1 rRNA gene is annotated in these 2,039 nt (G+C 49.6%); it reads right to left on the bottom strand.

Annotated features, from left to right (window positions below):
• A 23S ribosomal RNA gene (locus FTU02_RS16180) occupies nucleotides 1-2,010 on the bottom strand; the annotation flags it as partial.
• Nucleotides 2,011-2,039: the final 29 nt, after the last annotated feature.

Genomic DNA, 2,039 nt, shown 5'->3' with positions numbered 1-2,039 from the left:
TTCGATTTCACTGAGCCTCTGCTGGAGACAGCGCCCCCATCATTATGCCATTCGTGCAGGTCGGAACTTACCCGACAAGGAATTTCGCTACCTTAGGACCGTTATAGTTACGGCCGCCGTTTACTGGGGCTTCGATCAAGAGCTTCGCTTACGCTAACCCCATCAATTAACCTTCCAGCACCGGGCAGGCATCACACCCTATACGTCCACTTTCGTGTTTGCAGAGTGCTATGTTTTTAATAAACAGTTGCAGGGGCCTGGTTTCTGTGGCTGCTCTCAGCTCAGGAAGCAAGTTCCATCACCAAAAGCAGCGTACCTTCTCCCGAAGTTACGGTACCATTTTGCCTAGTTCCTTCAGCAGAGTTCTCTCAAGCGCTTTGGTCTACTCGACCTGACCACCTGTGTCGGTTTCGGGTACGATTCCAGTGTAACTGAAGCTTAGAGACTTTTCCTGGAAGTATGGTATCAGCCACTTCACTGTACAAGTACAGCTTGCTGTCAGATCTCAGCATAGAGTACCCCGGATTTGCCTAAGATACATGCCTACTTCCTTTCACCTGGACAACCAACGCCAGGCTGACTTAACCTTCTCCGTCCTCTCATCGCATTACACTGAAGTATTGGAATATTAACCAATTTCCCATCGACTACGCCTCTCGGCCTCGCCTTAGGGGTCGACTCACCCAGCCCCGATTAACGTTGGACTGGAACCCTTGGTCTTTCAGCGAACGGGTTTTTCACCCGTTTTGTCGTTACTCACGTCAGCATTCGCACTTCTGATACCTCCAGCAGACTTCTCAATCCACCTTCATCGGCTTACAGAACGCTCCCCTACCACTTACACTAATGTGTAAATCCGCAGCTTCGGCATATAGTTTTAGCCCCGTTACATCTTCCGCGCAGGCCGACTCGACTAGTGAGCTATTACGCTTTCTTTAAAGGGTGGCTGCTTCTAAGCCAACCTCCTAGCTGTCTATGCCTTCCCACATCGTTTCCCACTTAACTATAATTTTGGGGCCTTAGCTGGCGGTCTGGATTGTTTTCCTCTTGACTACGGACGTTAGCACCCGCAGTCTGTCTCCCGGATAGTACTCATTGGTATTCGGAGTTTGCATCGGTTTGGTAAGTCGGGATGACCCCCTAGCCGAAACAGTGCTCTACCCCCAATGGTATTCGTCCGAGGCGCTACCTAAATAGCTTTCGGGGAGAACCAGCTATCACCGAGTTTGATTAGCCTTTCACCCCTATCCACAAGTCATCCCCTGGCTTTTCAACGACAGTGGGTTCGGTCCTCCAGTTAGTGTTACCCAACCTTCAACCTGCTCATGGATAGATCACCCGGTTTCGGGTCTACACCCAGCAACTAAACGCCCTATTAAGACTCGATTTCTCTACGGCTCCCCTAATCGGTTAACCTTGCTACTGAATGTAAGTCGCTGACCCATTATACAAAAGGTACGCAGTCACCAAACAAGTTGGCTCCCACTGCTTGTATGCATGCGGTTTCAGGATCTATTTCACTCCCCTCACAGGGGTTCTTTTCGCCTTTCCCTCACGGTACTGGTTCACTATCGGTCAGTCAGGAGTATTTAGCCTTGGAGGATGGTCCCCCCATATTCAGACAAGGTTTCACGTGCCTCGCCCTACTCGACATCATTATCTAAGCCCTTTCGTGTACAGGACTATCACCTACTATGGTCGCACTTCCCAGAGCGTTCCACTAAAGCTTAGATAACTTAATGGGCTTTTCCCCGTTCGCTCGCCGCTACTGAGGGAATCTCAATTGATTTCTTTTCCTAAGGGTACTGAGATGTTTCACTTCCCCTCGTTCGCCTCATAAACCTATGTATTCAGTTTATGATACCCGCCTTATAGCGGGTGGGTTTCCCCATTCAGAAATCTCCGGATCACAGGATATTTGCCGCCTCCCCGGAGCTTATCGCAGGCTATTACGTCTTTCATCGCCTCTGACTGCCAAGGCATCCACCACATGCACTTAATTACTTGACTATACAACCCCAAACAGTCGTTTGATCTTT

It is taken from the genome of Acinetobacter sp. YH12045 (genome assembly GCF_013419925.1).
In the GTDB taxonomy this organism is placed as follows: domain Bacteria; phylum Pseudomonadota; class Gammaproteobacteria; order Pseudomonadales; family Moraxellaceae; genus Acinetobacter; species Acinetobacter amyesii.
The sequence above is the reverse complement of the archived record's forward strand: the minus strand, read 5'-3'. Positions and strand labels throughout refer to the sequence as shown.